Annotated in this window: 20 protein-coding genes; 12 read left to right on the top strand and 8 right to left on the bottom strand. The window is 71.3% G+C overall.

The window, feature by feature from the left end; translation table 11 throughout:
• Nucleotides 1–822 precede the first annotated feature (822 nt).
• Nucleotides 823–2343 carry a hypothetical protein gene (locus HJC40_RS10600; protein WP_250000672.1) on the bottom strand — a complete coding sequence of 507 codons (1521 nt, stop codon included), beginning with the start codon at nucleotides 2341–2343 and terminating at the stop codon, nucleotides 823–825.
• Between the two features lie 244 nt (nucleotides 2344–2587).
• On the bottom strand, nucleotides 2588–3583 hold the full coding sequence (locus HJC40_RS10595) for a hypothetical protein (protein ID WP_250000671.1): 996 nt from the start codon (nucleotides 3581–3583) through the stop codon (nucleotides 2588–2590).
• A gap of 373 nt (nucleotides 3584–3956) precedes the next feature.
• On the opposite strand from HJC40_RS10595, the gene HJC40_RS10590 reads away from it, so the two are divergent.
• Complete coding sequence (locus HJC40_RS10590) at nucleotides 3957–4133, top strand: hypothetical protein (protein ID WP_250000670.1); 177 nt, start codon at nucleotides 3957–3959, stop codon at nucleotides 4131–4133.
• A gap of 70 nt (nucleotides 4134–4203) precedes the next feature.
• On the opposite strand, the gene clpB is transcribed toward HJC40_RS10590, so the two are convergent.
• Nucleotides 4204–6792, bottom strand: coding sequence for an ATP-dependent chaperone ClpB (clpB, locus tag HJC40_RS10585; RefSeq protein ID WP_250000669.1), 2589 nt, complete (start codon nucleotides 6790–6792; stop codon nucleotides 4204–4206).
• Between the two features lie 197 nt (nucleotides 6793–6989).
• On the opposite strand from clpB, the gene HJC40_RS10580 reads away from it, so the two are divergent.
• The 4 genes from HJC40_RS10580 to HJC40_RS10565 all read left to right on the top strand — a co-directional run bounded on the left by HJC40_RS10580 (nucleotide 6990) and on the right by HJC40_RS10565 (nucleotide 10555).
• Nucleotides 6990–8216, top strand: a complete 1227-nt coding sequence (locus tag HJC40_RS10580) for a sugar efflux transporter (protein ID WP_250000668.1) — start codon at nucleotides 6990–6992, stop codon at nucleotides 8214–8216.
• Nucleotides 8217–8238: 22 nt separating this feature from the next.
• Nucleotides 8239–8733: a cation:proton antiporter regulatory subunit gene (locus HJC40_RS10575; RefSeq protein ID WP_250000667.1), complete on the top strand. Its 495-nt coding sequence runs from the start codon at nucleotides 8239–8241 to the stop codon at nucleotides 8731–8733.
• Between the two features lie 38 nt (nucleotides 8734–8771).
• Nucleotides 8772–9980: a cation:proton antiporter gene (locus tag HJC40_RS10570; RefSeq protein WP_250000666.1), complete on the top strand. Its 1209-nt coding sequence runs from the start codon at nucleotides 8772–8774 to the stop codon at nucleotides 9978–9980.
• Between the two features lie 128 nt (nucleotides 9981–10108).
• A complete protein-coding gene (locus HJC40_RS10565) occupies nucleotides 10109–10555 on the top strand; it encodes a hypothetical protein (protein ID WP_250000665.1) in 447 nt (148 codons plus the stop codon).
• 99 nt (nucleotides 10556–10654) lie between these two features.
• Here the strand turns inward: HJC40_RS10565 and HJC40_RS10560 are convergent, their stop codons facing one another.
• From HJC40_RS10560 to dnaK, 4 genes are all read right to left on the bottom strand, one after another.
• Nucleotides 10655–11089, bottom strand: coding sequence for a heat shock protein transcriptional repressor HspR (locus HJC40_RS10560; protein WP_250000664.1), 435 nt, complete (start codon nucleotides 11087–11089; stop codon nucleotides 10655–10657).
• A gap of 33 nt (nucleotides 11090–11122) precedes the next feature.
• On the bottom strand, nucleotides 11123–12322 hold the full coding sequence (gene dnaJ / locus HJC40_RS10555) for a molecular chaperone DnaJ (RefSeq protein ID WP_250000663.1): 1200 nt from the start codon (nucleotides 12320–12322) through the stop codon (nucleotides 11123–11125).
• Nucleotides 12323–12389: 67 nt separating this feature from the next.
• On the bottom strand, nucleotides 12390–13043 hold the full coding sequence (grpE, locus tag HJC40_RS10550) for a nucleotide exchange factor GrpE (protein WP_250000662.1): 654 nt from the start codon (nucleotides 13041–13043) through the stop codon (nucleotides 12390–12392).
• Complete coding sequence (gene dnaK, locus HJC40_RS10545) at nucleotides 13040–14917, bottom strand: molecular chaperone DnaK (RefSeq protein ID WP_250000661.1); 1878 nt, start codon at nucleotides 14915–14917, stop codon at nucleotides 13040–13042. The genes grpE and dnaK overlap by 4 nt, the downstream gene beginning before the upstream one ends.
• Before the next feature lie 454 nt (nucleotides 14918–15371).
• Between dnaK and HJC40_RS10540 the strand changes: the two genes are divergently transcribed.
• From HJC40_RS10540 to HJC40_RS10530, 3 genes are read left to right on the top strand one after another with little or no spacing between them, the layout of a single operon-like run.
• Nucleotides 15372–17444 (top strand): ABC transporter, encoded by a 2073-nt coding sequence (locus HJC40_RS10540; protein ID WP_250000660.1) that lies wholly within the window; start codon nucleotides 15372–15374, stop codon nucleotides 17442–17444.
• Nucleotides 17445–17470: 26 nt separating this feature from the next.
• The gene (locus HJC40_RS10535) at nucleotides 17471–19120 is read left to right on the top strand and encodes a GTPase (RefSeq protein WP_250000766.1); all 1650 of its coding nucleotides are present in this window, start codon (nucleotides 17471–17473) and stop codon (nucleotides 19118–19120) included.
• Between the two features lie 37 nt (nucleotides 19121–19157).
• Nucleotides 19158–20369, top strand: coding sequence for a hypothetical protein (locus HJC40_RS10530; RefSeq protein WP_250000659.1), 1212 nt, complete (start codon nucleotides 19158–19160; stop codon nucleotides 20367–20369).
• A 22-nt stretch (nucleotides 20370–20391) separates the two neighbouring features.
• On the opposite strand, the gene HJC40_RS10525 is transcribed toward HJC40_RS10530, so the two are convergent.
• Complete coding sequence (locus tag HJC40_RS10525) at nucleotides 20392–22095, bottom strand: hypothetical protein (RefSeq protein ID WP_250000658.1); 1704 nt, start codon at nucleotides 22093–22095, stop codon at nucleotides 20392–20394.
• A 387-nt stretch (nucleotides 22096–22482) separates the two neighbouring features.
• Between HJC40_RS10525 and pdhA the strand changes: the two genes are divergently transcribed.
• The 4 genes from pdhA to HJC40_RS10505 all read left to right on the top strand — a co-directional run bounded on the left by pdhA (nucleotide 22483) and on the right by HJC40_RS10505 (nucleotide 26423).
• Nucleotides 22483–23676: a pyruvate dehydrogenase (acetyl-transferring) E1 component subunit alpha gene (gene pdhA, locus HJC40_RS10520; RefSeq protein ID WP_250000657.1), complete on the top strand. Its 1194-nt coding sequence runs from the start codon at nucleotides 22483–22485 to the stop codon at nucleotides 23674–23676.
• Nucleotides 23673–24662 (top strand): alpha-ketoacid dehydrogenase subunit beta, encoded by a 990-nt coding sequence (locus tag HJC40_RS10515; protein ID WP_250000765.1) that lies wholly within the window; start codon nucleotides 23673–23675, stop codon nucleotides 24660–24662. The genes pdhA and HJC40_RS10515 overlap by 4 nt, the downstream gene beginning before the upstream one ends.
• A gap of 5 nt (nucleotides 24663–24667) precedes the next feature.
• Nucleotides 24668–26110, top strand: a complete 1443-nt coding sequence (locus HJC40_RS10510) for a dihydrolipoamide acetyltransferase family protein (protein ID WP_250000656.1) — start codon at nucleotides 24668–24670, stop codon at nucleotides 26108–26110.
• Between the two features lie 175 nt (nucleotides 26111–26285).
• Nucleotides 26286–26423, top strand: a complete 138-nt coding sequence (locus tag HJC40_RS10505) for a hypothetical protein (RefSeq protein ID WP_250000655.1) — start codon at nucleotides 26286–26288, stop codon at nucleotides 26421–26423.
• The last annotated feature ends 143 nt before the right edge of the window (nucleotides 26424–26566 follow it).

Raw genomic sequence — 26566 nt, 5'->3', positions numbered from 1 at the left:
ACCAAGTGCGGCGCCACCCTCCCGCAGAGCCATCGAAGGCGCGGCAGCAGTCAGACCGTCCAGGCGCTCGCAGCGGTCGAAGCTCCTGAACCGGCCACACCGGCGAGCGTCCGAACAAGCCGAAGCCGGACCAGTCTCCGAGCCGGCCGAGCCAGCTGGGCATCCGAGCCAGTCGAAGCATGCTTAGCGCCCGGACCAGCCCGAAGCCGAGCGGACCTCTCAGCCGACCGAAGCACGCTCAGCGTCCGAGCCGCTCCCCAAGCCGGGCAGACGTCCGAACCGACCGAAGCACGCTCAGCGTCCGAGCCGCTCCCGAAGCCCGGTAGGCGGTGCGAGCCGATCCGACACAGGGCAAGCGCCTGAGGCGGTCCCCGCGGGGGCGAAGCGTTCGAGGCGGCGAACGATAGACGCATCGTTGGCTGTGAGCCGCGGCAGGCATTCGAAGGCCACGCCCGGGCTCGCACCGCGTGCCCGGGCATGGTGTCCGGCTGGCGCGTCGGGCCACGCGTCGCCATCGGGGTAGATGGCTCGATACCGGAGGTCTCGTTCGGCGTGCAGCCCTCCGACGGCGATAACGACCAACTCACGCCGTGGCGCTTCAAGCGGCCGGCAACGGAGGTTGGAACACCGGGACACCGGGACACCGGGACACCGGGACACCGGGACACCGGGACACCGGGACACCGGGACACCGGGACACCGGGACACCGGGACACCGGGACACCGGGACACCGGGACACCGGGACACCGGGACACCGGGACGAGTTCTACAGCACATCAGGCCTGATGAACTGTCCCGGTCTGATGCTCGACGGACGGGAGCTACGAACCTGACCCGGGTTCCTGTCCCGAGGTTGGCGTTCGGCCCGGCGTAGGCGCCTCATCGGAGCCGAAGGACTCCCCAGGAGCGACTGCCGAACCGGAGACGGAGGCCCCACCAGAGCCGGGGGCCGGCTCCGCCCCGGATATCCCGGCGCCGGCGGCGAACGCTGATTCATCTGAGGCGGGCGCCTGGTTGGCGCTTGGCTGTGCGTCCGGGACGGGTTGAGCGGGTCGCGCGTACGGGGAATGGGGGTCGGCCGGCGGGTAAGGGGGCGAGACCGGCTGTGTGGGGGAGGGTGGGAGGAAGGCAGCATCCGGGACGTGGCCGGGAGGCCGGGCGTACGGCGAAGGAGCGGGAGAAGCCGGCGCGGGCTGCGCCGGGCCCGGTGGCGGGTAGGCCGCGCCCGAGCCCGGTACGGACGTGTAGCCAGCCGAGTCATGGCCCTGAGCCGACCCGGGATGGCCCGCGGCGGAAGGGCCGGCCGGGCCCGGATGGCCGGCGTTCGGGCCGCTCGCGTCGGGATGGCCGGCCGGTGCCGGATATCCGGCACCGGGGTGGCCCGTCGGGGCCGGATAGTTGCCGGGGAGGGCACCCGCTTGATGTCCGGGCTGCAGGCCGTAGCCAGAAACAGAACCGGCCTGCTGTCCAGCCGGATCGCCGTAACCGGGAGCCCCGGCCTGCTGGCCGGCCGGAACGCCGTAGCCCGGAGCCCCAGCCTGCTGGCCGGCCGGCACGCCATAGCCAGGAGCACCGGCCTGACCAGCGGGAACGCCATAGCTGGAAGAAGCACCAGCCGGACCGGCGTAGCCGGGAGCCCCGGCCTGCTGTCCAACCGGAACGCCATAGCCCGGGAAGGCGCCGGCCTGCTGGCCGGCCGGAACGCCGTAGCCCGGATAGGGCGCGCCGTAGGTCGGCTGCGGGGCGGAGGGCGCCGCCGGCCGGCGGAAGAAGGCGCGCGGCGCGGTGAGGATCAGGATGCCGACCAGGGCGTAGCCGAGGATCTGGGCGATCGACAGGCCGGCGTTCGTGCTGATCCACCCGTCCGGGTAGGCGTTGCTCAGCTGGGCGCCCAGCGACCACGGCGCCGTGTCTCCGCTGCGCTGGGCCGCGACCGTCAGGACCCCGGCGACGCCGCCCGCGATGCCGATCAGGCACACGACCAGCGTGGCGATGCGGGCGACGTTGCTGCCCCGGCGCAGCGACAGGCCCACCACGACGAACAGGGCGGAAGCGATCACGGCCAGGGCCAGGGCGATCGCCGCGCCCAGCCAGACCACCGCCACGTAGTACTCGGGGTCGTTGTCGCCGGTGAAGCGCTGCACCGCCTGCGTCCCCCCGGTGAGGTCGCGGAAGCGGCTGATCGTGCCGGGCACGACGGCCAGCGTCGCGATCGCATAGATCAGGCCGACGCCGGCCATCAGCCACAGCAGGGCGGCGGCGACCGTCACCGCGGGCGGGCGGCCCGACGGCGAGGCCGGCGGCGCGGCTGTGATCGGCGGCGGCTGGGCTGGGTACGACATCGACGACTCCCCGCGGTGATCCGTTGCGCCGAACCTACCCGGGTGCGACAGCAAGCGTGGGGGGAACCCGGTCAGGCCGGGCCGGCCGACAGCCTCGGCGGCTGTCACCACCAGTCGGAGAAGCCCGGTCAAGCCGGATCGACCGACAGCCTCGGCGGCTGGTCACCACCAGTCAGAGAAGCGCGGTCGAACCGGATCGACCGACAGCCTCGGCGGCTGGTCACCATCGGTCCGGGGAGCCCGGTCAGGCCGGGTCGGTGGGCGGCCTCGGCGGCTGGTCGCCACCGGTCGAAGGAGGCCGGTCCCCGTCGGTCGGTGACGGCCGGTCGGGGTCGGACCGGGGCGGCGCGTACGGGTCCGAAGCCGGCGGGTACTGCGGCGACGTCTCCTGACCGGGGTACGGCGGCAACCCAGGAGCCGGCTGGCCGGGCTGCCCCTGCTGCCCGGGGTAGGACGGCCCGGACGAAGACGGCCCGGACGAGGGCTGCCCGGGGAACGGCTGCTGCGGATAGGTGGGCTGACCCGGATACCCCGGCTGCCCGTACCCCGGCTGCCCATACCCTGCCTGCCCGTACCCCTGCTGGCCGTACCCCTGCTGCCCGTACCCGCCGCCGTAGCCCGGACCACCCGGGTACGGCATAGACGGATCCCAGGCCGCGGCCGACGGCTTGCGGAAGAACTCGTTCGACGCCGGCAGCGCCAGCAGGATGACCGTTCCCAGGATCGCGAGCAGCGCCAGCACCGACAGCGTGGTCGTGGTCGGCGTGTACCAGGACGGCAGCGCCGCGTCGATCTGCCGCTGCACCTCGGCCTGTGACGGACCGCCGGCCGTGGTGTCCCCGGCGCCGACCGATCCGACCAGCGCCGTGCTGCCCAGGCTGACCCCGAAGCAGCACAGCGAGATTCCGCCGATCACCCAGGTGACGATGCGGGCGGGGTTCTTGCCGCGGCTGTCGAAGAAGCCCAGGACGGCGAAGCCCACCCCGATCAGGAGGTTGACCACGGCGCCACCGATGAAGACGACGCTCACGAACGACTCAGCGCCCTCCGTGGCCGTGCCGGCGTACGCGTCACGGGCCGCCTCGGTCAGCCGCCCGGAGATCGAGAAGGTCAGCAGCCCGTTGATCACCTGAATGGCGGCCACCGCGTACAGCAGGTAGACAGCGATGGTGACGATGGTCGGACGCGGGCGCGCACCGGCCGCCGGGTGGCCGGGCGACGGATTGCTCGGAACGGTCACAATGTCCCCCAGTAACGGCTACAAAGCCCCCAAATTTTGATCTATTCACGGTATCGGGCGACCGCCAACTCCGCGACCGAGCGGTGCGGTGGGGAAATCTATGGCAGCATCGACCGACGATGACCGAAATATCCGTAAATAGGTCGCTCGTTCAGGGGGCGACACGGGTAGCCCGCGATCCCTACACTTTCGTCCGTGGCATCGACGTGGCAGCACCGGGCTCCCGCGATGCCGCCTGTCCGCACGAGTCGCCCGCCCCGCGTCGAAACCGCCTGGGCCGAGGCAGACCGTCATAGCCGGGCAACTGTCCCCTTACGCCGGCCGCGTGACCACACCGCGGCGGCCCCAGACCTGTTAAGGACCGGTGAGTCCCATGCCCCACGCCGACACCCTGACCGTCGTTCACCATGACGACACGAGGACCCGATTCAAAGACGTCCGATATCAGCTCCACCGCGACGGCATCCGCATCTGGTCCGACGAGGGCGAGCAGCTCGTCACCGACGTCCTGATGACACAGGCCTACCGGCAGCGGCCGGCCACAACGTAAAAGGCCACAACGTAAAAGCACACGCGAAGGGTCCCGGGCCGAAAACCCGGGACCCTTTGCCGTACGCGCCTCAGCCGCGCGACACGACCAGCCCGTCCTTACCCTCGGCGAGGTCGACGACGACCGTGTCGCCGTCCCGGATCTCCCCGGCCAGCAGGGCCTTGGCCAGCGCGTCCCCGATCGTCGACTGCACCAGCCGCCGCAGCGGGCGGGCGCCGTAGATGGGGTCGTACCCGTGCTCGCCCAGCCAGTCGACCGCCGGCGTCGTCACCTCGAGGGTGAGCCGCCGGTCGGCCAGGCGGGTGCGCAGCCGGCCGAGCTGGATGTCGACGATCGCGGCCAGATCACCCCTGGTCAGCGCGTGGAACACGACGATGTCGTCGAGCCGGTTGAGGAACTCGGGCTTGAAGTGCCCGCGCACCACGGCCAGCACCTCGTCGCGCCGCTCCTCGTCGCCCATCGTGATGTCGGCCGCCTGCGAGCCCAGGTTCGACGTGAGCACCAGGATCGCGTTGCGGAAGTCGACCGTCCGCCCCTGGCCGTCGGTCAGCCGCCCGTCGTCGAGCACCTGGAGCAGCACGTCGAAGACATCCGGGTGGGCCTTCTCGACCTCGTCGAGCAGCACCACGCTGTACGGCCGGCGCCGCACCGCCTCGGTGAGCTGACCGCCCTCCTCGTAGCCGACGTACCCGGGCGGGGCCCCGACGAGCCGCGCGACGGAGTGCTTCTCGCCGTACTCGCTCATGTCGATGCGGACCATCGCCCGCTCGTCGTCGAAGAGGAACCCGGCCAGCGCCTTGGCCAGCTCGGTCTTGCCGACGCCGGTGGGGCCGAGGAACAGGAAGCTGCCGGTGGGACGGTCGGGGTCGGCGATGCCGGCCCGGGCCCGCCGCACGGCGCTGGCCACGGCGGCGACCGCCTCGATCTGGCCGACGACCTTGCCGCGCAGGGACTCCTCCATGCGCAGCAGCTTGGCCGTCTCGCCCTCCATCATCCGGCCGGCCGGAATGCCGGTCCACGACGAGATGACCTCGGCGATGTCGTCCGCGCCGACCTCCTCCTTGACCATCGGAGGCTCCGCGGCGGACTCCTCGTCGGCCGCGGCCGCGCTGGCCAGCTCGGACTCGAGCGCCGGGATCTCCTGGTACTGCAGCCGGGACGCCGTCTCCCAGTCCGCGTCGCGCTGGGCGCGCTCCAGCGAGGCCTTGATCTCGTCGAGCTGCTTCTTGAGCTCGCCGACCCGGTTGAGGCCGCCGCGCTCGCGTTCCCAGCGGGCGTTGAGCGCGGTGAGCTCCTCCTCGCGGTCGGCCAGGTCGCGGTCGAGACGGGCCAGCCGGTCGCGGGAGGCCGGGTCGGTCTCCTTCTCCAGCGCCAGCTTCTCGATCCGCATGCGGTCGACCTGACGCTGGAGCTGGTCGAGCTCGACCGGCCGCGAGTCGATCTCCATCCGGAGGCGGGAAGCGGCCTCGTCGATCAGGTCGATCGCCTTGTCGGGCAGGAACCGGTCGCTGATGTAGCGGTCGGACAGGCTGGCCGCGGCGACCAGGGCGGCATCGGTGATCTGCACCCGGTGGTGGGCCTCGTAACGACCCTTGAGCCCGCGCAGGATGCCGATCGTGTCCTCGACCGTGGGCTCGCCGACGACGACCGGCTGGAAGCGCCGCTCGAGGGCCGGGTCCTTCTCGATGTGCTCCCGGTACTCGTCGAGCGTGGTCGCGCCGACCATGCGCAGCTCGCCCCGGGCCAGCATCGGCTTGAGCATGTTGCCGGCGTCCATCGAGCCCTCGCCCTTGCCGGCGCCGACGACCGTGTGCAGCTCGTCGAGGAACGTGACGACCTGGCCGTTGGAGTTGCGGATCTCCTCGAGGACGCTCTTGAGCCGCTCCTCGAACTGGCCGCGATACTGCGCGCCGGCGACCATGGCGCCGAGGTCGAGCGAGACGAGCTTCTTGTCGCGCAGCGTCTCGGGCACGTCGCCGGCGATGATGCGCTGGGCCAGGCCCTCGACGATCGCGGTCTTGCCGACCCCGGGCTCACCGATGAGGACCGGGTTGTTCTTCGTACGCCGGGAGAGCACCTGCACCACCCGGCGGATCTCGGCGTCGCGGCCGATCACCGGGTCGATCTTGCCGTCGCGGGCCAGCTCGGTCAGATCGACGCTGTATTTCTCGAGCGCCTTGTAGGTCTGTTCGGGGTCGGCGTTGGTGACCCGGCGCTCGCCCCCGCGCACCTGCGGGAACGCGGCGACCAGGGACTCCTCGGTGGCGCCGACGTCCTTGAGCGCGCCGCCGACGGCGCCGCCGACCCGGGCCAGACCGGCCAGCAGGTGCTCGGTCGAGATGTACTCGTCGCGCAGCGGCTGGGCGATCAGCTCGGCCTCGCCGATCGCGTTGACGAACTCGCGCGAGAGGCTGGGCTCGGCGGTGCTCGCGCCCCGCCTCGACGGCAGCTGTTCGATGGCGCGCAGCGCGACCCGGCGTACGTCCGCGGAGTTGGCCCCCACGGCCCGCAACAGGGCCGGTGCGGTCGAGCCGCCGGTGTCCAGAAGTGAAAGCAGCATGTGCCACGGCTCGACGGTGGCGTGCCCGCGCCGGCCGGCGTCGGCGACCGCCCCCGTGATCACATCGCGGCTCTTGGTGGTCAAACGTTCGGCGTTCATGTGCTCCCTCGAATGGAATCCCACCGTGGAACTGGAGGAACCTGTGGATCTGGAGAACCTGTGGATCTGGAGAATAGGTAGAACTTGAGTCTACTAAGCTCAACTCTAAGCCCGCCACGCCAGCTCGACAACGAAAGCTCGTGAGAGTCGCCACGGACATCGGCGTGGCCGCGGACGGGCCCGTAACGTAGGGAATCATGGCCGTTCCACCGACGGCGTCCGGCAGCATGTCGCGGCGTCTGCTCCCGCTTGCCCTGATCTTCATCGCCGTCGGGATCGGCACCTCGTTCGTCGGGCCGTTCCTCGCCCTGTTCCTCAGCGACGGCGTGCACGCCGGACCGGTCAAGACCACGATCTTCCTGCTCGTCGCCCCGCTCTCCGGCGTCGTGGTGTCCTGGCTGGTCGGCCGGCTCTCGGACCGTCGTCCCATCCGCCGACAGCTGCTGCTCGCGGCTGCCCTGGCCGGCATGGCCGGTGCGGTGCTGACGGCCTTCATCCGCGACTACTGGGTGCTTCTCGCCGTGACGGTCACGCTGACCTCGCTGGCCGGCGCCCTCTTCCCGCAGAGCTTCGCGTACGCCCGGCAGGTGCTCCAGCAGGGCGACCCCAAGCGCGCCGCGATGGGGATCAGCACCCTGCGCATGCTCTTCTCGGTCGCCTGGGTCGCCGGGCCGCCGCTGGCCGCGCTCCTGCTGGCCCAGCGCGGGTTCGCCTACACGTACGGCCTGGTCGCGATCATGTACGGCCTCGCCGCGCTGATCGTCTATCGCTGGCTGCCCGAGGTCGGCCCACCGGCCGGTCACACCGAGCACGTCGAGGCGCACCGGCCCGAGGCGCCCCGCCCGACGATCCTGCTGCTGGTCGCCGGCTTCACCGTGGTGCAGACCTCGATGACCCTCGGCGTCCAGGCGATGCCGCTGTTCGTCAGCACCGAGCTGGGCGGCTCGGTGAGCGGGGCCGGTCTGATCCTGGGGCTCTGCGCGGCTCTGGAGATCCCGCTGCTGCTCGCCTTCGGCGCGCTCGGCACCCGGCTGCCGCTGCGCTCGCTCATCCTCGTCGGCGTGGTCTTCGGCATCGCGTACCAGGCTGTCGCGGTCACGGCCGGCTCGGTGTGGGTGCTGGCCGCGGCCCAGATCCTGAACGCCGCCTTCATCGCGGCCGTCGGCGGTCTGAGCATCACGTACATGCAGGACCTCATGCCGGGACACCCGGGCCGCGCCACCACCCTGATCACCAACACGTTCCCGATCGGCCAGGTCCTGGCCGCTCCGGCGTTCGGGCTGGCCCAGCACTTCGACTACCGGCTCGCGTACGGGATCAATCTGGGTCTGGCCGCCCTCGGCCTGCTGCTGATCCTGGCCGCCCGGCGCACGCAGCCGATCGTCCCGGGGCAGCCGGAGGCGGTGCTGACCGGAATCGGGTGACTACTGGGCTACCGTTGTGATCGTGCGTGTACGGGTGGAACAGACTCCGCTGCCGGGTATCGGCGTTCGGCACGACCTGGTGACGTCCTCGGGGCGGACAGTCGGCGTGGTCTCGCATCGCAACGGCCGGCGTGACCTGGTGCTCTACGACGTGGACGACCCCGACTCGTGCCTCGCCTCGATCCCCCTGACCGACGACGAGGCCGAGGCGCTGGCCGACGTGCTCGGCGCCTCCCTCATGCTGGGTCAGCTCGCCGGCCTCCGGCAGCAGGCGTCCGGCCTGCTCACCGAGCAGATCGCCCTGCCCGCCGGGTCGCCCTTCGTGCGGCGCAAGCTGGGTGACACCCGCGCGCGGACCCGCACCGGCGTCTCGATCGTGGCGGTGATGCGCGACCGCGAGGTCGTCCCCTCGCCGGGCCCCGAGTTCGTCTTCGAGGCGAACGACGTGGTGGTGGCGGTCGGCACCCGCCAGGGCGTGGACGGCCTCACCGCCATCCTGGCCGGCGACAGCGACTGATCCCGACCGCGGCGGACCGAAGGTAAAAGCGGACAACGATGCACGACACGACGATCCTCCTCATCGAGGTCGGCGCGCTGCTCTTCGCGCTCGGGATGCTCGGCCGGCTCGGGCGCCGCTTCGGCCTCTCGCCCATCCCGCTCTATCTGCTGGCCGGTCTCGCCTTCGGGCACGGCGGCCTCATCCCGCTCTCGGCCAGCGAGCAGTTCATCGAGATCGGCGCCTCCATCGGCGTCATCCTGTTGCTGGTCATGCTCGGTCTGGAGTATTCGGCCGGCGAGCTCGTGGGCAACCTGCGCGCGGCCGCCCCGGCCGGCCTGCTCGACGCGCTGTTCAACGCCGTGCCCGGCGCCGCCTTCGCGTTCCTGATGGGCTGGGGCTGGCAGGCCGCGCTGGTGCTGGCCGGCATCACCTGGGTCTCCTCGTCCGGGGTCATCGCCAAGGTGCTCGGCGACCTGGGCCGGCTCGGCAACCGCGAGACGCCGGTGATCCTCTCGGTGCTGGTCATCGAGGACCTCGCCATGGCCTTCTACCTTCCGCTGGTCACCGCCGTGCTGGCCGGCGTGGGGCTGCTCGGCGGTCTCAAGGCGCTGGGCGTCGCGGTGGTCACCGTGGTCGCGGTGCTGGTGGTCGCCATCCGGTACGGCCGCCAGATCAGCGCCCTGATCTCGGCCCGCGACGCCGAGGCGCTGCTGCTCGGCGTCTTCGGCCTGACCCTGTTCGTCGCCGGGGTGGCCGAGGAGCTCAACGTCTCGGCGGCGGTGGGCGCGTTCCTGGTCGGCATCGCGATCTCCGGTCCCGTCGCCCACCACGCGACGGAGATGCTGTCCCCGCTGCGCGACCTGTTCGCCGCCGTGTTCTTCGTGTTCTTCGGCCTGTCGACCGACCCGGCCGACATGCCACCGGTGCTGTTGCCGGCGCTGGCCCTGGCCGTGGTCACCATGCTCACCAAGGTGGCGACCGGCTACTTCGCCGCTCGCCGGGTGGGCATCGCCGTGCCCGGCCGGCTCCGGGCCGGGCTGGCGCTGATGCCCCGCGGCGAGTTCTCGATCGTCATCGCCGGGCTGGCCGTCGCCTCGGGGGTCGAGCCCCGGCTGGCCCCGCTCGCCACCGCCTACGTCCTGATCACCGTGGTGTCCGGTCCGCTGCTCGCCCGGCTGCCCGATTACGACTGGTTCAAGAGCTTCATCCGCAGGTGGCGCTCGGCTCCACCGCCCGCGGTGCAGCCGCTGACCGCCGAGGAATGACGTCTCGGCTGCTCAAAGCTACTGACCGGTATCCGATTGTGAGCCTCTGACACTTTCGCAGGACAAGGTCGGCGCGCTACCGTTCCACTCCGACAACTACGTGTTATCGGACTTTCTCGGGCGGCGACGTGACAGTGCGTGAGTCGACTTTTTTCGGGTTCGCCAACCCGGTCGATCCTCGACCGGAAGAACTACAGGCGTGGGCCTATCACCCCGAGGCGGTGCCGCTCAGCGGCATGCCTCCCGATTGGGATCTGCTGATCTCCGGCGATGTCCTGGCGCCCACTCTTTTCGAGCTGGCGATGGACCGCCAATGCCCGGCGCGCCGTTTCGCGCAGCACTGCATGTACATCTATGCGGCTGACGGCGTCCGGCAGAACGCGTCCGGGCAGCGGAAGCGACGGCTCAAGAAGTTCGTCGAGCGCGCCGAGGAGATCGGCGACGAGCCGATGTCCATCTGGGCGCACAACTGCCGCGTGCTGATGAGCCGGCCCGAGATCTTCGAGTACGCCGACTGGATCGAGGGCGGCCTGGTCCGCCACCAGCGGCGGCTCGGCCTCTTCAACCGGCGCTGAACAGCCTGGTCCAGCAACGATGGACGAGAGACGGCCCTGCGGTTTCCGCAGGGCCGTCTCTCGTCGGAAAAGTTGTGGTCCGGTGTCCGGCTGGGCCGGTCACCGGTCGGAGGCCCGCCTCGGGCGCCAGACGACCAGGGCGGTCGAAGGACGCTCCTGACGGACCAGGTCACCCCGGCCGTAGGGACTTTCGAGCTGGGCGATGCGGGTGTAAGCGTCGTTGAGCTCCTGCTCGAGCTCGTGCACCCGCTGCTGCAGGTCGCCGACCAGCTGCTCGAGGCCGATGATGCGCTTGATCCCGGCCAGGTTGACGCCTTCCTCCTGGCTGAGTTTCTGCACCTCGCGCAGCAACGCGACGTCGCGCTCGCTGTAGCGGCGGCCGCCCCCGCCGGCCCGGCCGGGCTGCACCAGCCCGAGCCGGTCGTACTGACGGAGGGTCTGCGGGTGCATCCCGGCGAGGCGGGCTGCCACCGAAATGATCAGGACCTTGGCGTCGGAGGTCTGCTCGACCGAGATGCTGATCTCCTCACGCATGTCCACCTCCTGCTGTGCTCACCGCGCTCCTGGCTAGACATTGCGGCGCGCCCGCGCCTCGAGCCGCTCCCGCCCGGCGGGCGGGGTCAGCTTGGCGAACCGCTCCAGCGCGTCCCGGGCTTCCCCCGTGACGCCGCCCGGCACCTGCACGTCGACCGTGACGATGAGGTCTCCGGGTGGCCCGTCCTTGCGTGTCACTCCCTTGCCGCGCGCCCGCAGCTTGCGGCCGCTCGGTGTGCCCGGCGGCACCCGCAGGGTGACCGGGCCGTCCAGTGTCGGCACCCGCAGATCGGCCCCGAGCACTGCCTCGGCGATGGTGACCGGCACGACCAGGGTCAGGTCATCACCGGTACGCCCGAACAACTCGTCCGGCCGGACCATGACCTGCACGTAGAGGTCGCCCGCGGGCCCGCCCCGGTCGCCCGGCTCGCCCCGGCCGCTGAGCCGGATGCGCTGGCCGTCGGCCACCCCGGAGGGGAACCGGACATTGATCGTGCGGTTCTTGGTGACCCCGCCCGTGCCGCGGCACTCCGGGCACTTCTCGTCGACGATCGTGCCCGCGCCCTGGCAGTCCCGGCACGGCTCGGAGAAGCTGAACGACCCCTGGTTGCGCGAGATCAGACCGCTGCCCTGGCACTGCGGGCAGGTGCGCGGCGACGTGCCGGGCTTGGCCCCGTTGCCGTGGCAGGTCTCGCACTCGCCGGCCGAGCGCAGGGTCAGGGGCAGCGTCGTGCCCTTGACCGCCTGCGCGAAGTCGAGCGTCACCTCGGTCTCGACATCCCGGCCGCGACGGGGACCGCCACGGCGTGCGGCGCCACCACCAGGCCCGCCGCCCGAGAATATCGAGCTGAATATGTCCGAGAATCCGGCGCCGCCGAAGCGCCGGTCGCCGGGCGCGCCACCCGCCGCGCCGGCCCCGCTGAACCCGCCGAACAGATCGGACGGGTCGAACTGCGTGCCGCCGCCGGAGCGGGCCCCCCGGCGGAACGCGCCCGAGCCGAACAGCGAGCGCATCTCGTCGTACTCTTTGCGCTTCTTGTCGTCCGAGAGCACGTCGTAGGCCTCGGAGGCGGCCTTGAACTTCTCCTCCGCCTCCTTGTTGCCGGGGTTACGGTCCGGGTGCAGATCCCGGGCGAGCTTCCGGTACGCCTTCTTGATCTCGTCGGTCGGAGCGGACTTGGGCACGCCGAGAACGGCATAGAAGTCCTTCTCGAGCCAGTCCTTCGAACTCATCGCGCCTCCCCCCTCCTGCGGTTGGTCCCGCCCGCCGCGGCGCGGCGGGCGGGACGAACGTGTGAGATCACTCCGGGTCGGCGACCGCGACCATGGCCGGTCGCAGAAGCCGCTCGCCCAGCGTGTAACCGCGGCGCATGACGTCGACGCACGTCGCCTCGGTGACGTCCGCGGACGTCAGGTGAGCGACGGCCTCGTGGCGGTTGGGGTCGAACGGGTCGCCCTTCTCGCCGAAGGCCACCAGCCCCAGCTTGCCGGTCACCGTGGTGAGCGACTCGGCCACCGAGGCGAACGGGCCGACCAGGTCGCCGTGCTCGCGCGCCCGGTCGATGTCGTCGAGCACCGGCAGCAGGGCGGTCAGGACCGCGCCCGTGGTCTGCTCGGCCGCCGCCCCCCGGTCGCGGTCGACCCGCTTGCGGTAGTTGGCGTACTCGGCGGTCACTCGCTGGAGATCGTGGGTCCGCTCCTCGAGTTCGGTGCGGAGCGCCTCCAACTCGGCGCCCAATGCCGGCTTGGCCTCGGGCGTGGGCTCCTCCTCGGTTTCCTGCTCCTGCTCCACGTCGGGAGCCACCTCCTCCGGATCGGTCGCCCGGTGGGCGCCGACCGATGCCTTGCCCTTGGCCGTGGCGGCCTTGGGCTCGGCCTGGTCAATTTTGCGGCGGTCCCGGATGACGACCCGCTCGGTCGCCTGACCGTCGTTTTCGTCGTCCGTGGCGGTCACTTCTTGTCGTCCTCCACGATCTCGGCGTCGACGACGTCGTCGGTGCCACCGGTGGCCGGGCCGGAGTTCGGCGTGCCGGTCGCGCCCGGGGCGCCCGGGGCGTCCTGCGGGCCGGCGCCGGCCGCCGCCTGCGCGGCGTCACCCTGCGAGTACAGCTGCGAGCCGGCCTCCTGGGAGACCTGCGACAGACGCTCGTGCGCAGCCTTGATCTTGTCGATGTCGGTGCCGCCCAGCGCGCCGCGCAGCTCGCCCAGCGCCTCGCCGATGTTGTTCTTGCTCTCCTCGGGCAGCTTGTCGCCGCTCTCGGCCAGGAACTTCTCGGTCTGCCACTGCAGCTGCTCGGCCAGGTTGCGGGTCTCCGCGTCGTCGCGGCGCTTCTTGTCCTCGTCCGCGTGGTCCTGGGCGTCGCGCATCATGCGCTCGATGTCGTCCTTGGGCAGCGCGGAGCCGCCGGTGATCGTCATCTTCTGCTCCTTGCCCGTGCCCAGGTCCTTGGCGGACACGTGCACGATGCCGTTCGCGTCGATGTCGAAGGAGACCTCGATCTGCGGGACGCCGCGCGGAGCCGGGGCGATGCCGCTGAGCTCGAAGGTGCCGAGCTTCTTGTTGTACGCCGCCATCTCGCGCTCGCCCTGGAAGACCTGGATCAGCACGGAGGGCTGGTTGTCCTCGGCGGTCGTGTAGACCTCGGAGCGGTGCGCCGGGATGGTCGTGTTGCGCTCGACCAGCTTGTGCATGATGCCGCCCTTGGTCTCGATACCCAGCGAGAGCGGGGTGACATCGAGCAGCAGGACGTCCTTGACCTCGCCCCGCAGGACACCGGCCTGCAGAGCGGCGCCGACCGCGACGACCTCGTCGGGGTTGACGCCCTTGTTGGGCTCCTTGCCGGTGATGCCCTTGACCAGGTCGGCCACGGCCGGCATACGGGTCGAGCCGCCGACGAGGATGACGTGGTCGACGTCGGCCAGCTTGACGTCGGCGTCCTTGATCGCGGACTCGAACGGGCCCTTGCAGCGGTCGAGCAGGTCCTGGGTCATGCGCTGGAACTCGGCGCGCGACAGCGACATGTCGAGGTGCAGCGGGCCGTCGGGGCCGGCCGTGATGTAGGGCAGGTTGATGCTGGTGGTCGTCGCGGCGGACAGCTCGATCTTCGCCTTCTCGGCGGCCTCGCGCAGACGCTGCAGAGCCATCTTGTCGGAGCCCAGGTCGATGCCGTGCTCGCCGCGGAACGTCTTGACCAGGTGGTCGATGATCCGCTGGTCCCAGTCGTCGCCACCGAGGTGGTTGTCACCCGAGGTGCTCTTGACCTCGATGACGCCGTCGCCCAGCTCGAGCAGCGAGACGTCGAAGGTGCCACCACCGAGGTCGAAGACCAGGACGGTCTGCTCCTTGGAGCCCTTGTCCAGGCCGTACGCCAGGGCGGCGGCGGTGGGCTCGTTGACGATGCGCAGGACGTTGAGGCCGGCGATCTCGCCCGCCTCCTTGGTGGCCTGGCGCTGAGCGTCGTTGAAGTAGGCCGGCACGGTGATGACCGCGTCCGTGACCGTCTCACCGAGGTAGGCCTCGGAGTCGCGCTTCAGCTTCATCAGGACCCGCGCCGAGATCTCCTGCGGGTTGTACTTCTTGCCGTCGATGTCGATCGACCAGTTCGTGCCGACCTCGCGCTTGACCGAGCGGATGGTCCGGTCGGGGTTGGTCACCGCCTGACGCTTCGCGACCTCACCGACGAGCACCTCGCCGTTGCGGGCGAAGGCGACGATCGACGGGGTCGTCCGTGAGCCCTCCGCGTTGGCGATGACGGTGGGCTCGCCTCCTTCCAGAACGCTGACGCAGGAGTTCGTGGTGCCGAGGTCGATACCGACCGCACGTGCCATGGTGTTTCCTCGCTTCGGGGTTGCTCAGAATTCGGGGTGCTCACTTCGTGCTCAACCAGGGTTGAGTGGAACCGACTCAATGATGCCACGGGCATGCACATCGTCAAGTCGAAGTTGAGTCTCCCTGGCGCAACTGCCAGGATCCTCCCAGCGGCCGGACAGATTTCCGGCGGCTTTCCGGCAGCTTTCCGGTGGCATCCCGATGGCGCAGCAGTTGGGTAGATACCTGTCCGGTCACGGCATACCGGTACCTGTTGTCCTGCATGCATAGATCAGGCACTCTTTACCCGTGACGACGCACGGTGACGCGGTCGGTCCGTCGGCCCTGTCCGCCGTACCCGCTGCCACGCGAGAGCCAGCAGCGGTTTCCCCAGGTGGTCCAACGGGCAATGAAGAGCAGGCCAGCCCGATGACCGCCGACGTGGCGGACCCCTCCGATCGTACGGAATCCGTCGTGCCCCGTCAGTCACATGCGAAACCCGGCCCCGAGGCCGCGGAGCCGGTCGGCCCCGCCCCGGAGCAGGCCGGCTCGAGCCCGGAGCCGGTGGACCCCGCCCCGCCCGAGCCCGCCGTGGCCGAGGCCAAGCCCGCCGTGGCCGAGGCTCAGCCCGCCGTGGCCGAGGCTCAGCCCGCCGTGGCCGAGGCCCAGCCCGCCGTGGCCGAGACCACTGCAGCCCAACCGACTGCGGCCCAACCGACTGCGGTCGAAAGCACCGCCGTCGAGCCCGCCGGAGCCGAACCGGCCGTGGAGAAGCGTCCCGCCGACCTCGGCGAGGCCGACGCTCTGGTGCAGACGCCGCCGGCCGAGGCGCTGTCCGGCATCGAGAGGCTGACGGCGGCGCTCAGCCGGCTTCGCGAGACGATCGGCAGCACGGCCTACCCCCTGGTCATGCCGTCCTCGGAGGAGGCTCAGCGGGTCGGCACGGCGCTGGTCACCCAGCTCGACGACTACCTGCTGCCCCGCCTGGCCCGGCTCGACGCCCCACTGCTGGTGGTCGTCGGCGGGTCCACCGGCGCGGGCAAGTCCACGCTGGTCAACAGCCTCGTCCGCACACCCGTCAGCATGGCCGGCGTGCTGCGCCCGACCACCCGCTCACCGGTGCTGGTGAGCAACCCGGCCGATCTGCCCTGGTTCCAGCAGGGTCAGTTGCTGCCCGGCCTGGTCCGTACGCGCGAGCCCAGCAACGACGCCACCGCCCTGCAGATCGTCTCGGCCCCCGCGCTCGGCGCCGGCCTGGCCTTCCTCGACGCTCCCGACATCGACTCGGTGGTCGACCGCAACCGCAAGCTCGCGGCGCAACTGCTGGCCGCGGCCGACCTGTGGCTGTTCGTCACGACCGCGGCCCGGTACGCCGACGCGGTGCCGTGGGAGCTGCTGACCACGGCCCGGCTGCGGGGCACGGTGATCGCGCTGGTGCTCGACCGGGTGCCCGCCGAGGCCGCGGCCGAGATCGCCACCCACCTGCAGGACATGCTGAACGTTCGCGAACTGGGCGCCGCGCCGCTTTTCGTCCTGCCCGAGACCCGGCTGGACGGTCAGGGCCTGATCGGCGAGGACGTCATCGCGCCGCTGCACGACTGGTTCGGGCGGCTCGCGGCCGACAGCTCCGCCCGCGCCGCGGTGGTGCGGCAGACGCTCGACGGGGCGCTCCTCTCGCTCGGCCCGGCCGTCACCGGTCTGGCCGACGCCGCCGACGAGCAGGCCCGGGCGGCCAAAGCGCTGGGCGACCGGGTCACCGCGGCCTACCGCACCGGCCGCCAGACGATGGCCGACGGCCTGCGCGACGGCCGTCTGCTGCGCGGCGAGGTGCTGGCCCGGTGGCAGGAGTTCGTCGGCACCGGCGAGTTCCTCAAGACGCTCGAGAGCAAGGTCGGCCAGCTGCGCGACCGCTTCGTCTCGGCGCTCACCGGCCGCCCGATGCCGGGGCGCAATCTGCAGGTGGCGCTCGAGTCACAGCTCGTCACCCTGCTGCGCGCCATCGCCGCCGACGCGGCCGAGCAGGCGTACGCGGGGTGGCAGGCCCACCCGGCCGGCGCCGCCCTGCTCGAGCCCGAGCTGCAGCGCCCGGCGGCCGACCTGCCCCAGCGGGCCGACCGCCTGGTCCGCGACTGGCAGCAGTGGGTGCTCGGCCTGGTGCGGGAAGAGGGCGCGGGAAAGAGAGTGGTCGCGCGCGGGGCCGCGTACGCGGTGAACGGCGCCGGACTGGCCGTGATGATCGCCGTCTTCACGTCGACCGCGTTCATCCCGACCGGGCTCGAGGTGGCCGCCGGGGCCGGCAGCGCGGTCGCCGCCCAGAAGGTGCTCGAGGCAATCTTCGGCGACCAGGCGATCCGCACCCTGGCCACCCAGGCCCGTGAGGACCTGCTGCTGCGCGTCGGCAAGCTGCTCGACGAGGAGGCCGCGCGGTTCACCGACCGGCTCGCCGCCGTCGGCCTCGACGAGCAACCGGGAGCCCGGCTGCGGCAGGCCGCCGCCGACGTGGAGACTGCCCGTACCGAACTCGCGTTGACGGGCAGCGCGACGTGAGCCTGATCGAGAAGGTGCGCGAGGCGATGTCGGGTGACGACCGGGTGGACGCCGAGCGGCTGGTGCTGCGGCTCGAGGCGCTGAGCCGGTTCCTGCGTCTGGTCGATCCCTACCTGCCGGACAGTGACCTGGTGGCCGCCCACACGCTCGTCGAGCGGGCCGGCAACCGGCTCTCGCTCTCGCGCGACCACACCGTCGTGGCGCTGGCCGGCAGCACCGGCAGCGGCAAGTCCAGCCTGTTCAACGCCCTGGCCCGGCTCAAGCTGTCACCGGTCGGCGTGCGCCGGCCGACGACCGGGGTGGCCCACGCCTGCGTCTGGGGACCGCTGGAGCCGGCCAACCGGCTGCTCGACTGGGTCGGCGTGCTGCCGCGGCACCGGTTCATGCGCGAGAGCGCGCTCGACGGCGACGACGAGGCCTCGCTGCGCGGGCTGGTGCTGCTCGACCTGCCCGACTTCGACTCGGTCGAGCGCGGTCACCGGCTCGAGGTCGACCGGCTGCTGGGCCTGGTCGACCTGATCGTCTGGGTGGTCGACCCGCAGAAGTACGGCGACCGGATCCTGCACCAGGCCTATCTCTCGCAGTTCCGCTCGCACGCCGCGGTCACGATCGTGGTGCTCAACCAGGCCGACCGGCTCTCCACCCAGGACACCGAGCTGGTGCTCGAGGACCTGAAGCGGCTGCTCACCGAGGACGGACTGGGTGAGGCCCCGGTGCTGGCCACCTCGGCCAAGCAGCCCGGCATGCTCAACGACCTGCGGGCGTCGCTCGAGACCACGGTGGCCGAGCGGCAGGCCGCCCTGCGGCGCGTCGCCGGCGACCTCGACGCCATCGGCGAGCCCCTCACCACCATGATCGGGCCGCCCGCGGCCGAGGACGAGGTCGACCGGGCCACCGTCCGTCAGCTGACCGACGCGCTGGCCGCGTCGGCCGGGGTCAGCGCGGTCGCCGACGCGACCGCCGGGGCCTACCGGCATCGGGCCGCGGCCGCGACCGGGTGGCCGCTGACCCGCGGGCTGCGCCGGTTGCGTCCCGACCCGCTGCGCCGCCTGCACCTCGACAACAATCCGGCCGAGACCGACGGCGTCTCCCAGGAGATCGTGCCGCGCACCTCGCTGCCCGAGGCCGACGCGGCCCAGAAGTCGGCGGTGGGCCTGGCCGTCCGCGCGGTTTCGAGCCGAGCCGCGGCGCCGCTGCCCGAGGCCTGGAAGCCCGCGCTGGCCAACGCCGCCCGCTCCCGGACGGCCGATCTGCCCGACGCGCTCGATCGCGCGGTGGGCACCACCGACCTCGGCGTCGGCAAGGCGCCGCTCTGGTGGCGGGCCGTCGGCGCGCTGCACTGGCTCTTCCTGGCCGCCGCCGTCTTCGGGCTGGGCTGGCTGATCGCCGGCTACGGCGTACGCCTGCTCGGACTGCCCGAGTTGGACTATCCGGAGGTGGGCGTCGTCCCGCTGCCCACTGTTCTGCTGCTGGGCGGTCTGCTGCTCGGCATCGTCCTGTGGCTGATCACGCGGCCCCTGGTGGAGTGGGGAGCCCGGCGTACCCGCCGACGAGCCGAACAGCGCCTGCGGGCCTCGGTGACCGAGGTCGGACGGGAATACGTGGTCGCTCCGGTCCGCGAAGTGCTGAATGCGTACGCACAGGCGCGTGAAGCTTTGACCACCGTGCGTTCGTAGTAGTACCGGCGAGCACCGTGCCGGGTAGGCTCGCGACATGCCCGCACCCCAGACTCCGTACGAGGCGGTCCTGCACGCGGCCCGCGACGTGGCGAAGCTCGGCTGCGCGCTGGACGCCGAGATGCTCGGCACCGCTCTGCTGGGCAGCGTCTACGCCGTGGCCCACGACGACCGCGCCGCCGCCGTGCGTGCCTTCGTCGGCGACTTCCTGGCCGCGACCACCCGCCGGCGCACGGCCTCGGCGACGACGATCCGCGAGGTCTTCGCGGCGCTCGTGCCCGACGCCGAGGGCGCCGCTCAGGTGCGGCGGGGCGCGCAGGCGCCGTCGTGGACAGCTCAGCTCGGCCGGGCGCGCCCGACCGGCTGCTACGCGTACGGGGACGTCTACGGTGACCAGACGTCCTATCTGGTCACGTACGCCTACGACGACGTCGAGGAGGGTGGCCCCGAGCACGCGGTCGTCGCGCTCGTCGACCACAACATCGGCATCGCCAAGGACATCTTCGTCGGCTCGTCGGCCGAGCGGATCCTCGAGCAGGTCCGCCAGATGTGCGCCACCGACGGCCTGACCTGGTTCCGCGAGGAAGATCCGGGCCGGCTGCGGGGCGAGATCGAACGGCACCTCGAGATCACCGACAGCCTGACCGATCTGCCGTCCGAGGGTTCCCTGGCCACAGACCGGGCGCTGGCCGGCGCGCGACTGGCCCTGCTGCCCGCGGCGATCACGCCGGTGCTGAGTGAGCCGCCCGCCGTGAGCAGCACCGACCTGGTGCGCGACTTCCTGGCCTCGCCCGAGGCGGCCCGGTTCGCCCTCGACCGGGTGCAGGCCGACGACGAGCTGGCCTCGCTGCACTTCTGCCTGAGCCTGATCATCGACCACGCGGCGAGCCTGCCCGACCCCGATCCGCTGCGGTGGAGCCCGGCGGTCGCGGGGTTGTTCCTGCTCGACTGGGTGCACCGCCGCGCGGTCCTCGACATGGACGACGCGGCCATGCTGCCCCGGGTGACCCGGGCCTGGTCGGCCTACGCGCTGCGCCGCCGCGACCTGCCCGAGGCGGCCGCCGAGCAGACCGACCTCGTGGTCGAGGAGATGATCCCCGAGTTCGCCCGGCTCTACGCCACCGGCGAGAAACGCAGCCCGGCGACGGCGGCGGTGGCCCAGCTGATCTCCGAGGGCGTCGACCCCAACGACACCGACGCCATCGACGCCTGGCTCGAGGCCAACCGGCACCGGCTCGACGGCAACTGATCACCAGCTACTCGCCGGCGGCTCACCAGCGGTCGCTGAGGTCCTCGCTGTGGTCGGCGTGGTGCCGGCCCACCCGGGAGTTGCGCTGCTCCTCCGCCGTCTGCTCGTCGGCGTGGTGCTGGCTGCCCGCCCGGTGATTGCCCCGGTAGGAGCGGTTCTGGTTCTCCTCCGAGCGCGTCTCGGGAGTCGCCCGGTTGCCGTGGTTGCCGCCGTTGGCGTAACTGCGCTCGAGGATGGCGGTCGGTCGGATGTTGTGCGGACGTTCGGCCACAGCTGACCTCCGGCTGTGTTCGGACCGGTCACGCGACCGGTGACGGGTTACGGAACGGTGCTTCTTGTCGCCGTGCTTGCTTCCCTCGCACCGGCGCTCGCGCCGGTCGGGACGGTGCTGTGCCTGCTGGTCGCCGCATCGGCGCCGCTCGTGGCAGGCCGGCCGATCGGCCCACGCGGGCGCGCGCCCGGAGTCGTCGGAAGACCCGTCACCCGAGCCGCCACGGCCCGAGCCGCCACGGCCCGAGTCACCACGGCCCGAGTCACCACGGCCCGAGTCACCACGGCCCGAGTCACCACGGCCCGAGTCACCGCGGCCCGAGTCGCCGTGGCCGGAGTCACCGCGGTCCGAGTCGCCGTGACCCGAATCGCCGTCTCCCGAATCACTTCCACCCGGGTGGCCGTGGCTCGAGTCGCCGTCACCCGAATCACTCCTGCCCGAGTCACCGTGGCCGGAGTCGCCATCGCCCGAGTCGCCGTCACCCGAATCACTTTCGCCCGAATCACTTTCGCCCGAGTCGCCGTGATCGGAGTCGCCATGGTCGGAGTCGCCGTGATCGGAGTCGCCGTGGCCCGGCTCGTCGGGCGCCGCCGGACGAGCTCGGCGCTGCCACTGCGACGGCGGGGGCGGATCATCGTCGGCGGAGTCACCCGGCACCGCCGGCAGACTCGGCACGCCAGGCTTGACCGGGTTTGCCGGCCGGACCGGCCGGACCGGCCGGGTGGGCCGGCTGGGCTTCGCGACCCTCGCGGGCCGGTCGGAATCCGTCCCTCTCCCGGGATCGGTGGTCCATCGGGCAGGCCGATCACGCCGGCTGTCGTCGCGATCCCGGCCGCCACCGGCGTTCCTACCCGGGCCACGACCGGAGATCCGGTCCCGCGCCCCGTCACCGGACGGCACTCGGTCTCGCGTACCAGTCAAGCTTCGCGCATCGGACTTATCGCCAGCCTTTTTCGGGGTAGCCGGCTCTCGCTTTCCCGCCTGCCCCAATAGTTGTCCGGCCCGGATTGCCGCATTCGCGCTCTGCGATCCGCTACGAGCCGATCCGGCGTCATCGTCCGGCGCCCCGGCGGACGGCACCTCGCCTGACGGCACCTCGGCGGACGGCACCTCGGCGGACGACGCCACCGAGGGCGGTGACTGCCGCACCGGCCCCGACGAGGCCGGCGGCAGGAACGGGATGTCCATCGTGTCCGTACGCCCGCCCGACAGCTCCCGGGAACCGGCGGTGATCGCGGCCAGCGTCGGCAGCGAGGCCAGCCCGACCAGCATCGCCACGATCAGCACATAGCGACGGGTCGGTCCGCTGAATCCCGTGTCGGCCCGATAGACGCCGTTCAGCCGCTTGCGCATCACCTTCATCGGCGGCACGAGGTCGTCGTCGTGATCGTCCGGCACCTGCGGACTCCCCCTCTGCGTCGGGCATGGACGGGTGCGGGCGGTCGCAATGATCAACACCGATCCGTCACGGTCATCGGGATGAACGACGCATGGGCATATCGGCAGCGGCGTACCGGGCCCGTTCGTACGACCGTGAGTGCACGAAAGCCGCTTATTTGGACAAAAATGGGCACCGATATGACCGAGGAATTTCCCGACTGTGATCGACCTGACCTGTAATGAGGCTCACGTTCTCTGTCAGGATGGGGGCGACGGCACCGCCGCCGTCGCTTCCGCCGACCCAGCGGGGCACGAGGTGGGGACCGTCACTCCCCGGCGGGGTCCAGGCCCGCGCCGAAACGCCGCGCGGCAACCTCACCCGGGCCAGGCGCGGCGACCACCGGTCCGCCGCGCGGACGGGCAACACCCGTCGCGGGCGCAGAGATGAACAGGGAGACACGGATGGCAAACGGCGTGAGCGAGGTCGGAGCTGTGCCACCACCGACGCCTGCTCCTTCGGACGGCGCGGAGGACCAGGGCACCAGCGGTGCTCCGGCGGGCGGCTTCGTCCAACTGCTGACCCCCGACGGTGAGCGGATCGACAGCGTCACCACCGCCGACGGCACGACCTATTCCGTCGACTTCACCGACGACGAATACCGCGGCCTCTACCGCGACCTGGTGACCGTCCGCCGCCTCGACGCCGAGGCGACCGCGCTGCAGCGCCAGGGCGAGCTGGGCATCTGGGCCAGCCTGCTCGGCCAGGAGGCGGCCCAGGTCGGCTCCGGCCGGGCCCTGCGCAAGCAGGACATGGCCTTCCCGACCTATCGCGAGCACGGTGTCCTCTACACCCGCGGCATCGACCCGATCATGCCGTTCGGCCTGTTCCGCGGCGTCGACCAGGGTGGCTGGGACGCCAACGAGCACCGCTTCAACGGCTACACCATCGTGATCGGCTCGCAGACGCTGCACGCGACCGGCTACGCGATGGGCGTGACCATGGACGGCAAGACCGGCACGCCCGACGGCGAGGCCGTGATCGCCTACTTCGGCGACGGCGCCACCAGCCAGGGCGAGGTCAACGAGGCGTTCGTCTGGTCCGGTGTCTTCAACGCCCCGATCGTCTTCTTCTGCCAGAACAACCAGTACGCCATCTCCGAGCCGCTCGAACGGCAGACCCGCATCCCGCTCTACCGCCGCGCGGCCGGCTTCGGGTTCCCGGGCGTCCGCATCGACGGCAACGACGTGCTGGCCAGCTACGCGGTGACCCGGGCGGCGCTGGACAACGCACGCAACGGGCAGGGCCCGACGCTCATCGAGGCTTACACGTACCGGATGGGCGCCCACACCAGCTCGGACGACCCGACCCGCTACCGCATCGCCAGCGAGGTCGAGTCGTGGAAGGCCAAGGACCCGATCTCCCGGTTCAAGGCGTTCCTGGCCAAGCAGCAGATCGCGGGCGACGACTTCTTCGGCGAGGTCGACGAGTCGGCCAAGAACCTCGCTCTCGAGCTCCGCGAGAAGGTCCTGCAGATGCCCGACCCCCAGCCGGTCAGCATGTTCGAGAACGTCTACCCGCACGGCTCGCCCGAGGTGGACGCGCAGCGCGCCCGGTTCGCCGAGTACCACGCCTCGTTCGAGGGGAGCGACCACTGATGGTGGAGACAATCACCCTGGGTAAGGCCCTCAACCATGGCCTGCGCCGCTCCCTGGAGGGCAACTCCAAGGTCGTCGTCATGGGCGAGGACGTCGGCAAGCTCGGCGGCGTCTTCCGCATCACCGACGGCCTGCAGAAGGACTTCGGCGAGGACCGGGTCATCGACACCCCGCTGGCCGAGGCCGGCATCATCGGCACCGCGGTCGGCCTGGCCATCCGCGGCTACCGGCCGGTGTGCGAGATCCAGTTCGACGGGTTCGTCTTCCCGGCCTACAACCAGATCGTCGCCCAGGTCGCCAAGATGTTCTACCGCTCCAAGGGCAACGTGCGCCTGCCGATCGTCATCCGCATCCCCTTCGGCGGTGGCATCGGCGCGGTCGAGCACCACTCGGAGTCGCCCGAGGCCTACTTCGCGCACACGCCCGGCCTCAAGGTCGTGACCTGCTCGAACCCCTCGGACGCCTACACGATGATCCAGCAGGCGATCGCCTCGGACGATCCGATCGTGTTCTTCGAGCCCAAGCGGCGTTACTGGGAGAAGGGCGAGGTCGAGCTCGGGGCCGACCTGTCCGGCGCCTACCCGCTGCACAGCGCCCGGGTGGTCCGCGAGGGCACCGACGCGACCGTGCTGGCGTACGGCCCGATGGTCCGCACGGCCCTCGACGCGGCCTCGGCCGCCGCCGAGGACGGTCGCCAGCTCGAGGTCATCGACCTGCGCACGATCTCGCCGGTCGACTACGAGACGATCTACGCCTCGGTCCGCCGGACCGGCCGGGCCATCGTGGTCCACGAGGCCCCGGGCAACATCGGCCTCGGCGCCGAGCTGGCCGCCCGCATCAGCGAGCACTGCTTCTACTCGCTCGAGGCGCCCGTTCTGCGGGTCACCGGCTACGACATCCCGTACCCGGCCGCCCGGGTCGAGGAGGAGTACCTCCCGGATCTCGACCGGGTCCTGGACGCTGTCGACCGTTCGTTCGGCTGGTGAGCCCGATGTCGCGCGTCAAGGAGTTCACCCTGCCCGACCTCGGTGAGGGTCTCACCGAGGGCGAGATCCTGTCCTGGCTGGTCAAGGTCGGCGACACGATCGAGCTCAACCAGCCGATCGTCGAGGTCGAGACGGCCAAGGCCGCCGTCGAGATCCCGGCGAAGTGGGCCGGCGTCATCTCGAAGATCTACGTCGAGGCCGGTACGACGGTCGAGGTCGGCGCGCCCATCGTGGCCATCGACACCGATCCCTCGGCCGGGCCGCTGCCGTCGGACCTGCCCGGGCCCACGCCGTCGGCCGAATCGCTGGCGGCGGTCGAGATCGCGCCCGAGGAGGGTTCCGTCGAGCCGGGCATGATTGGCGGTCCCGCGCCGGGCGGCCGCACGGCCGTGCTCGTCGGCTACGGGCCCAAGACCACAACGGCCAAGAGGCGACCCCGCATCGGTACGCCGGCCGGCAGCGCCACCACCGCGCCGGCCCCCGTGGCGCCGCCCGCCCCGGTGGCTCCGCCTCCTCCACCCCCGCCGGCTCCGGTCGCGCCGGTCGGCGCCCGGGTGCTCGCCAAGCCCCCGGTGCGCAAGCTGGCCCGCGATCTGGGCGTCGACCTCACCACGGTCACCGGCAGCGGTCCGCTCGGTTCGGTGACCCGGGACGACGTACACCAGGCGGCAATGACCACGACGTCGGCGCCCGTCGCGGCTCCGGCCGTGACCACCGCCCCGGCCGCGGCGGTCTTCGACGCGAGCCGCGAGCAGCGCCTCCCGGTGAAAGGCGTGCGCAAGCTCACGGCCGAGAACATGGTCGCGTCGGCCTTCACCGCCCCGCACGTCACCGAGTTCCTCACGGTCGACGTGACCCGCACCATGAAGGCGCTCGAGAAGCTCAAGGGCCGCCGGGAGTTCCGTGAGGTCCGGATCTCGCCGTTGCTGCTGGTGGCCAAGGCTGTGCTGCTCGCGGTCCGGCGTCATCCGATGGTCAATTCGACCTGGTCGGCCGGCACCAACGAGATCGTCGTCAAGGACTACGTGAATCTCGGCATCGCGGCGGCCACCGAGCGCGGCCTCATCGTGCCCAACATCAAGGACGCCGGACGTCTCAGCCTGCGGGAACTGGCTGAGGCGCTCAACACGCTGGTGCAGGTGGCCAAGTCCGGGAAGACCCCGCCGTCGGACATGAGCGGGGGCACGCTCTCGATCACCAACGTCGGCGTGTTCGGGATCGACACCGGCACGCCGATCCTGCCGCCGGGCGAGTCGGCCATCCTGGCCTTCGGCGCGATCCGGCCGATGCCCTGGGTGCACAAAGACAAGATCAAGGTGCGCCAGGTCACGACGCTCGGGCTCTCCTTCGACCACCGGATCATCGACGGCGAACTGGGCTCCAAGTTCCTCCGGGACGTCGGCGACTTCCTCACCGATCCGGAGGGCGCGCTGCTCTCGTGGACCTAGGCACAGCGGATGTTTCTTAAGCAACCGAATTTCTTCACCTACGATCGTTAGGCACGTGCGCGGCGTCACCCCCTAAATCGTTGGCATGCCGTCCCGTTGTGGAGCACAATCAAATAACAACGGGACGTGCACCACGATGGGCCGGCCACCCCGGCCCGAGGGAAGTGAAAAGGTCATGAGCATCGCCGACCGCGTTCGTCAGCGCCGGTTGATCAACCGTCAGAACCGCGCCATCGACCGGGCCTGGATGACCGCGCCCACCCAGTCGATGCGCGACGAGATCGCCATCTTCGCCCAGCGCCGGAGCTTCTGACCTCAACGGCGCCACGGCCCGTCCGGATCCCCCTCCGGACGGGCCGTTCGCATTTTCGCGACATTCTCGAAGATCCGTTCGAGGTTCCCCTCCGGGGCGTACGCCGGGATTCCTCCGGCCGCCATCGCCCGGTACGGTGGGGC

The organism is Actinoplanes sp. M2I2, from assembly GCF_023544445.1.
GTDB lineage: Bacteria > Actinomycetota > Actinomycetes > Mycobacteriales > Micromonosporaceae > Actinoplanes.
Note: the sequence above shows the minus strand (reverse complement) of the source record. Positions and strands in the feature narration are given on the sequence as shown.